Origin of the sequence: Treponema saccharophilum DSM 2985 (assembly GCF_000255555.1) — a bacterium.
GTDB lineage: Bacteria > Spirochaetota > Spirochaetia > Treponematales > Treponemataceae > Treponema_D > Treponema_D saccharophilum.
Map to the genome: position 1 here is coordinate 88,782 of NZ_AGRW01000046.1, position 8,146 is coordinate 96,927.

At 57.1% G+C, this 8,146-nt stretch carries 7 protein-coding genes; all 7 read left to right on the plus strand.

Annotated elements, in window-relative coordinates:
* Window positions 1–247 precede the first annotated feature (247 nt).
* The 7 genes from glmS (at window position 248) to TRESADRAFT_RS07340 (ending at window position 8,066) form a co-directional block, all read left to right on the plus strand.
* Complete coding sequence (gene glmS / locus TRESADRAFT_RS07310) at window positions 248–2,188, plus strand: glutamine--fructose-6-phosphate transaminase (isomerizing) (protein ID WP_002704337.1); 1,941 nt, start codon at window positions 248–250, stop codon at window positions 2,186–2,188.
* A gap of 39 nt (window positions 2,189–2,227) precedes the next feature.
* Complete coding sequence (locus tag TRESADRAFT_RS07315; RefSeq protein ID WP_002704339.1) at window positions 2,228–3,004, plus strand: rhamnogalacturonan acetylesterase; 777 nt, start codon at window positions 2,228–2,230, stop codon at window positions 3,002–3,004.
* 11 nt (window positions 3,005–3,015) lie between these two features.
* Window positions 3,016–4,296, plus strand: coding sequence for a glutamine synthetase family protein (locus tag TRESADRAFT_RS07320; protein WP_002704341.1), 1,281 nt, complete (start codon window positions 3,016–3,018; stop codon window positions 4,294–4,296).
* A 21-nt stretch (window positions 4,297–4,317) separates the two neighbouring features.
* Window positions 4,318–4,890: an ANTAR domain-containing response regulator gene (locus tag TRESADRAFT_RS07325; protein WP_002704342.1), complete on the plus strand. Its 573-nt coding sequence runs from the start codon at window positions 4,318–4,320 to the stop codon at window positions 4,888–4,890.
* Window positions 4,891–4,941: 51 nt separating this feature from the next.
* The gene (locus TRESADRAFT_RS07330; RefSeq protein WP_002704344.1) at window positions 4,942–5,511 is read left to right on the plus strand and encodes a hypothetical protein; all 570 of its coding nucleotides are present in this window, start codon (window positions 4,942–4,944) and stop codon (window positions 5,509–5,511) included.
* Window positions 5,512–5,665: 154 nt separating this feature from the next.
* Complete coding sequence (asnB, locus tag TRESADRAFT_RS07335; protein ID WP_002704346.1) at window positions 5,666–7,423, plus strand: asparagine synthase B; 1,758 nt, start codon at window positions 5,666–5,668, stop codon at window positions 7,421–7,423.
* 85 nt (window positions 7,424–7,508) lie between these two features.
* Window positions 7,509–8,066, plus strand: a complete 558-nt coding sequence (locus TRESADRAFT_RS07340; RefSeq protein ID WP_002704348.1) for a hypothetical protein — start codon at window positions 7,509–7,511, stop codon at window positions 8,064–8,066.
* Window positions 8,067–8,146 lie beyond the last annotated feature (80 nt).

Here is an 8,146-nt window from a genome sequence, read left to right on the forward strand (position 1 = left end):
TAAAACAAAACAACCCCTGCCGTGCGGAGCCCCCGTTCCGCCCGCGCCCGCTCCAAAAAACGAATACCCCTCGTAAAACAAAACAACCCTTGCTGGGCGGCCCCCGTTCCGCCCGCGCTCGCTCCAAAAAAACGAATAACCCTAGTAAAATAAAGCGAGCGCCTACCACAAGACCGCGCATTTTTTTATAATGCCGTGTCGTCCGCCGTTTTTTTTGCGGACAATCTTTTTTTTATTGGGGTCATTTATGTGCGGAATTGTCGGATATGTCGGTTGCAGGAACGCAACGCCGGTTCTTCTGAACGGTTTGCGGAAACTTGAGTATCGCGGATATGATTCGGCAGGAATCGCCGTCCTCTCAAAATCAAGCGACGAGATTGTCGTCAAGAAATCGAAGGGCGCGCTGAAATTTCTCGTCGAGAAAATAACGAAGGAGGTCGTCCGCACGTCGGAGTCGATGAGCGATGCCGATGCAGACCGGCGGTTCTCCGAGCTTGTCGGAAAAACCGGGGACTTCATTGACGGCTGCGTAGGAATCGGGCACACGAGATGGGCGACGCACGGGGAACCGAGCGACCTCAACGCCCACCCGCATACGAATGTTTCCGGCTCGATTGCAGTCGTCCACAACGGAATCGTCGAGAATTACGGAAAGCTCAAGTCGTGGCTCCAGTCGAACGGAATCGTATTCAAAAGCCAGACCGACACTGAGGTAATCGCGCATCTTCTGAACTATTTCTACGAGAGAACGAACAACATATTCAATGCCGTCCTTGAGACGCTCCATCGCCTTGAGGGAAGCTACGCGATTGGCGTAATCTGCCGCGATTTTCCGGACAGGCTTATCGCCGCGAGGAAGGAAAGCCCGCTCGTCGTCGGCGTCGGAAACGGCGAGAATTTCATCGCGTCGGACGTTCCCGCTGTCCTTGAGCACACGCGCGAGGTTCATTTCCTCGAGCAGAACGAGATTGCCGTCCTGTATTCCGACCACGTCGACCTTTTCAATTCCGAGGGCGAGAAAATCGTCCGCGGGACAACCCATATCGACTGGAACATGGATGCGGCGGAGAAGGGCGGCTACGCGCATTTCATGCTGAAGGAAATCCACGAGCAGCCATCCGCGCTCGAGAACACCATCCGCGCGCACATGCTTTTCGGGGATGACGGGAAGCCGTCCGGGCTTACGTTCAGCAAGGAGATTGAGCCGGAGCGCTTCCGCGAGCTTGTTTCCGGCGCGAGAAGAATCGTCATAACGGCGTGCGGAACGGCATATCACGCGGGCGTCGTCGGAAAATACGCGTTCGAGAAATTCGCTCGCGTTCCGACCGTCGTCGATGTCGCGTCCGAATTCCGCTACCGGAACCCGATTCTCGGCGAGGGCGACGTCTTCATCGTCATATCGCAGTCGGGCGAGACTGCCGACACTCTGGCGGCGCTCAGGCTCGCAAAGTCGAAGGGCGCGAAGGTAATCGCGATTACGAACAGCGTCGGCTCGTCCGTCAGCCGCGAGTCCGATTTCGTCATATACACGCTTGCCGGTCCCGAAATCGCGGTTGCCTCGACGAAGGCGTACACGACGCAGCTCGCGTGTCTCTACATGCTTTCCATGATGTTCGGGCGCGAGCGCGGGATTATCGGCGACGGTGAGTATGCGCGTCTTCTCGGGGAATTTGCCGCCGTTCCGGAAAAAGTCCAGCAGATTCTCGACGAAAAGGCCGCCGTCCAGAAATTCGCCTCGTCCCAGTTCAACAAATCGAAGATTTTCTACATCGGAAGGCAGTTCGATTCGGCAAGCTCCCTCGAAAGCGCGCTCAAGCTGAAGGAAGTCAGCTACATGCACTGCGAGGCGTTCGCGGCGGGCGAGCTGAAGCACGGGCCGATTGCCCTTGTCGATCCGGACACGCTCGTCATCGCAATCGCGACGGAGCCGCCGCTTTTCGAGAAGCTCGCGTCGAACATCGAGGAGGTCAAGAGCCGCCGCGCCGTGACGATGTGCATAACGCAGGACGATTCGGGCGCGTTTGAAAAATGCTGCGACGAGATAATCAAAATTCCGGCCACGGAAAGCGCTTTCGAGAGCATCCTTTCGGTCGTTCCGGCGCAGCTTTTCGCCTACTATTGTTCCGTTCTTCGCGGAAACGACCCGGACAAGCCGAGAAATCTGGCAAAATCCGTGACGGTCGAGTGATTTTCGGTTCAGGTCTGTCGGAAAATTATGGAGGTTAAAATGAGGATTCTTTGTTTGGGCGATTCGATAATGCAGTACAACGACGGGACGACGTACCCGAATACGGGATGGGTTCAGGAGTTGGGGCGTTTTCTTCCGGTTGGAACCGAAATCCTGAATTTTGCGAGGAACGGGCGCAGCTCGAAGTCGTTCATCGCCGAGGGACGGTTCGAAAAAGTGCTGGCAGCCGCGCGCGAGGGCGATTTCGCGCTCATCGGGTTCGCGCACAACGACGAGAAGAGCGGGGATGCGTCCCGGTACTCGTCGCCCGCCCCCGACGGCGAATTCAGGCGCAACCTCGAATATTTCGTCGTGAATTTGTGGGCGAAAAAATGCCTGCCGATTCTCCTCACCCCCGTAGCGCGCAGAAAATTCCTCTCCCCCGACGGCGACGGAATCTGCCGCGTAGAGAATACGCATGGCGACTATCCCGAGGCAATCCGCGAGACTGCCGCAAAGCTCGGCGTCCCCTGCATCGACCTGACGCGGCTGACGGGCGAGCTGCTTGAGGATTCCGGTGTCGAAAAATCGAAGATGTTCTACATGAATTTTCCTGCCGGGCTGTACGTCAATTATCCCGACGGGAAGGAGGACAACAGCCATCTCCGTCCGGACGGCGCTTTTGCGGTCTCCCGGATAGCGGCTATGGAAATGGCGAACTTCGGCAATGCGTTCGAGGAATACGGGCCTCTTTCCGACTCGATTGTCGGGAAAAAAGCGAAGGATGCCGGCGGTGATGTTGAAATCGACGACGAATACGTCGTGTTCCAGAAATGACGGAGGACAGTATGGAAATCGGAACATACACAGAGCAGGAAGCAATGCAGTACATCAGGGAGAACGACGTCCGCTTCATAAAGCTGTTCTTCTCGGATGCCTACGGAACTATAAAGTCGATATCAATCCAGCCGAGCGAGCTTGAGCGCGCGTTCGCAAGCGGCATTTCGTTCGACGCGAGCGCGGTGAAGGGGTTTTTCGGCGTCACGAAATCCGACCTTTTCATCGTTCCCGATCCGTCGACTTTGAGCGTCCTTCCGTGGAGGCCGCAGTCGGGGCGCGTCGTCCGCTTCTTCTGCTCCGTGCGGTATGCCGACGGCTCCCCGTTTGAGGGCGACACGAGGCGGATTCTCTCCGATTTCGTCGAGGACGCGAGAAAGAAGGGATACGAATTCAACATCGGGACGGAATGCGAATTCTATCTCTTCCTCTGCGATTCGAAGGGCGGGGCGACGCTCGAGCCGTTCGACGACGCGGGATACTGCGACCTTGCCCCGCGCGACAAGGGCGAGAACGTGCGCCGCGAGATTTGCATCACGCTCGAGCAGATGGGCGTCCATCCGGAAAGCTCCCATCACGAGACGGGGCCCGGGCAGAACGAGGTCGATTTCCGCTATTCGGATGTCCTCAACGCCGCCGACAACCTCCAGACGTTCAAGATTGTCGTGAAGACAATCGCCGCGAAGAACGGGCTTTTCGCGTGCTTCCTTCCGAAACCGCTGAAGGACAAGCCGGGGAACGGGCTCCACATAAACATCTCGCTGATGAAGGACGGGCGGAACCTTTTTGCCGGCGGGGAGATGAGCGGCGAGGCACAGTCGTTCATCGCCGGAATATTGAGGCGCGCGCGTGAAATCTCAGCATTCGTGAACCCGATTCCGAATTCGTATGAGCGGCTCGGCGAATTCGAGGCGCCGCGGTACGTGAGCTGGAGCTGCCAGAACAGGAGCCAGCTCATCCGAATACCGGCGAGCGCGGGCGACGGCGCGAGAATCGAGTACCGTGCCCCTGACCCCGGCGCGAATCCGTACACGGTGATATACCTGCTTCTTTCCGCGGGGCTTGAGGGAATCGAGCGCGGCGAGAAGCTTCCGCCCGCCGTCGACCTCGACCTTTTCCGCGCGTCGAAGGACGAAGTTTCGTCGCTCGATGTCCTCCCGTCGTCAGTCGGCGAGGCTCTGGAAATCGCGCTCTCAAGCGATTTCATAAAACGCGTGTTTCCCGGCGTGCTTCTCGATTTCTTCAGCAGCACGCGCGGCGATATCCGCGACCCAGAGCTTGGCGCCCTCTGATTTTTTGCGGAGGAAACTGATATGGTGGACAGCGTTCTGTTGGTTTCAAACACAAGCTCGACAATGCAGATAATTTCGGGGCTGTTCGTTTCTCAGCCCATCTCTCGCATAGTCCCCGCCCAAAGCTGCACGGAGGCGAGGAGAAGCCTGCTCGAGTCGGAATTCGACCTCGTGATAATAGACACCCCTCTCCCCGATGAATTCGGCGACGATTTTGCCCTTCATGCGGCGGAATCGTCGGGAAGCGGGGTCGTCATCCTCGTCGACGGAATCCGGCTTGAGGATTTCGGCTGCATCTTTGAGGATTCCGGAATATTCGCGCTGCCGAAGCCGGTCTCTCCCGAAGTGTTCCTTCAGGCGGTCAAGCTTCTCATCGCGAGCCGGCGCCAGGTCCAGCGCGTTGAGGCGGAGAACCGCAAGCTTCTCCAGAAAATCGAGGAGCTCCGCATGGTTTCCCGCGCGAAATGTGTCCTGATACAGACGCTCAAGATGACGGAGGCTCAGGCGCACCGCTACATCGAAAAGCAGAGCATGGACCTCCGCCTCACACGCACTGCAGTCGCGGAGAACGTCCTGCGCACGTACGAGCGTTGATGCGCGTCGGGCTGCCCGTTTTCCGGGTGCCCGATTTTTTTTGGAGGAATGATGGTCCTCGTTTTTGGTTTTGCCCTGCTTTTTTCCGCTGCCGCCGTCCTCCTTTGCGGGGGAATCCGCGATTTCATTTCCGACGCGAAGCCGAAGAGGCTGTATGCGGGAATAGCCGTTCTCGTCGTTCTGCTCGAGTGCGCGCAGACGGCCTGCTTTCTGAAATTCCGTGACGGGCGGTTCTGTGTTGTGATATGGATTTTGTCCATGCTCCTTTTGCTTTCCGCCACAATCCTGTTCAAAAAATGCTGCTTCCATGTGAGGGAAATCATCGCCTATCTGAACGAATTCCCCGAATGCAAGGAAACCGCCGGAAGCCTTTTCGTCGGTTTCATCAATTTCGGCACCTCGCTCCCGCCGCGCGGCATCAGCAAAGCCCACAAAACATATCGGAACGGAATGCGCTCCTTCACGAAGCTCCGCCTTCCTCGCCCCGACGAAAACATGGCGCGCATACAGAACCTGTTCCGCGCGAGCCGTATCGTCACGGCGCTTCTCGTGGGGATTTTTGCCGCGTGGGGCCTGCAGGTTCCGCTTTTTGCCGTTCTTGTCGCTTTGACGAATCCGTAGCGGCGCCCTTTTTCTTCCGCGCCCGGGCAAACATTCGCGTGTGCCCGCATTGACCAACGCTCGGATTTTCCGCTAGTATTTTGCGCATGACGAAGACGTCCGAACGCGGGAAAACCGCGCCCGGACGTCTTTTTTTTGTCCAAAGGGGGTTATCATGTGCGGATTTGTTGGCGCGTTCGACCTTTCTAGCGGGTCGCAGCCGATTGACGAAGGATTGAGGGAGGAACTACGGCGGCAGGTTCTTGAGCAGTCGCGCACGATTCGTCATCGCGGGCCTGACTGGAGCGGCGTTTATTCGGGCGGAAGCGCGATTCTTTCGCACGAGCGGCTCGCTATAGTGGATCCGTTTTCAGGAAAGCAGCCGCTTGTTTCCGGCGACGGGAAGGTGATTCTTGCGGCGAACGGCGAGATATACAACCACAAGACAATACGCGCCGAATTCGCGTCGGCATACGATTTCAGGACGAATTCCGACTGCGAGGTAATCATTCCTCTTTACCAGAAATACCGCGACAGCGGCGATTTCGGCGCGATGATTGAGAAACTCTCGGGAATTTTCGCGTTCGCGCTGTACGATTCGGAACGCGATGAATATCTCGTCGCGCGTGATGAGATTGGCGTGATTCCTCTTTATCAGGGCTGGGACAAGGCGGGGCGGTTCTACGTCGCGTCGGAGCTGAAGGCGCTTGAGGGGTGGTGCACGACCGTGGAGGAATTCCCGAACGGGTGCTTCCTGTGGTCGGGCGGGAACAGAAAACCCGTCCGCTGGTATTCGAGAAAGTGGGAATCGTTCGATGCCGTGGCGGAAAATCCCAAAGCGTCCGACCCGAACGGAATCGTCGTGAATCCGTCCGTCATAGAATCGGTGCGGAACGCGCTCGAAAATGCCGTCCGCGCGCAGCTGATGAGCGATGTTCCGTACGGCGTACTTCTTTCCGGCGGGCTTGATTCCTCGATTATCGCGGCGGTCACGCAGAAATTCGCGAGGAAGCGTGTCGAGACTGATTCGACGGAGGGTGCATGGTGGCCGCGCCTCCACAGTTTCGCGATTGGGCTTGAAGGCTCCCCCGATTTGGCTGCCGCGCGCAAAGCCGCCGACTACATCGGGACTGTCCACCACGAAATCCACTTCACCATCCAGGAGGCGCTCGACGCGCTCCGCGATGTCATCTACCATATCGAAACGTACGACATCACAACCGTGCGCGCGTCTACGCCGATGTACCTGCTCGCCCGCGCGATTAAGGCGATGGGAATAAAGATGGTTCTTTCGGGCGAGGGGAGCGACGAGCTGTTCGGCGGCTACCTTTATTTCCACAAGGCGCCGAATGCAAGGGAATTCCACGAGGAGCTCGTCAGGAAGATGGGAAAACTCCATCTCTACGACTGCCTACGCGCGAACAAGTCGCTGATGGCGTGGGGCGTCGAAGGGCGCGTCCCGTTCCTTGACAAGGAATTCATCGACGTCGCGATGAGCCTGAACCCTCTCGACAAGATGAGCATCCGCCTTCCCGACGGCACGCAGCGCATAGAGAAATGGATTCTCAGAAAGGCGTTCGAGGATATCCTTCCCGCCGAAATCGTGTGGCGTCAGAAGGAGCAGTTCTCTGACGGCGTCGGATACAACTGGATAGACACGTTGCGCACGATGACGGAGGAGAAGGTCAGCGATGCCGAATTCGCGCGCCGCGAGAACCGCTTCCCCGTGAATCCGCCGAAGACGAAGGAGGAATATTTCTACCGCGAGATTTATTCCGAGCTTTTCCCGAGCGACAGCGCAGCCCGCGTCGTTCCCCATGAAGCCGGCGTCGCCTGCTCCACGGCAAAAGCCCTCGAATGGGATGCCGCCTGGAAGAATATGGACGAGCCGAGCGGAAGGGCGATAGCTGGCGTCCACGATAAGGCGTACTGATTGCCGCCGCCGTTTTTCGGGCAGGGGTTTCCAAAAAAAGACATGCCTGAATAATGCCGATATTGAGACTGCTTGTGGAGGTTTTATGCGAAAAACAGTTGTGCTGCTTTTTCTTCTGCTTTCAGTCTCGTCCGGGATTTTTGCCGATGTGTCCGCGACGAATATCAGGAATGCGTTCCTGCCGGGGCTTTCGGCGTCTGCGGTAACGGGATTCAAGAACGAGAAAATATATACGGGGTTCGATTTCCATTACGCGTTCGTTCAGGGAACGTCGGAGGCGCGGAGCCCGAGTTCGTTCGGCGGCTATTATGAAGGATACTGCGAGATTGGCTTCTACAAGGAAATCGATTCGCCTGTTGATGACGACATATTCTTCACGTATGCGGCGGGCGTCAACCTTTCGTTCGAGAAATTCATCGGCGGCTCACGGGATTTCCTCATACCGTATTTCGGGGCGAAAGTCGGCGGCATCTATTTCAACACCGTCGGAAAAGGCATGCTTCTCGAGCCTGTCCTCGGCCTCGTCGTAATCAACAAAAAATCGATAAACATCAACCTGAATTCCGGGCTTTTCCTCAACACCGTCGATTTGTCCAAATACATCGGGCTGCACACATCGCTCGTCGTAAACTTGAATCTGTAAAGGGCGCTTGCGTGGTTTTTTCGTTCTAAGATTGGCTTTGTTGGAGCAAGCGCACGCAGCGCTTGCAGGGCAAGCGTGCG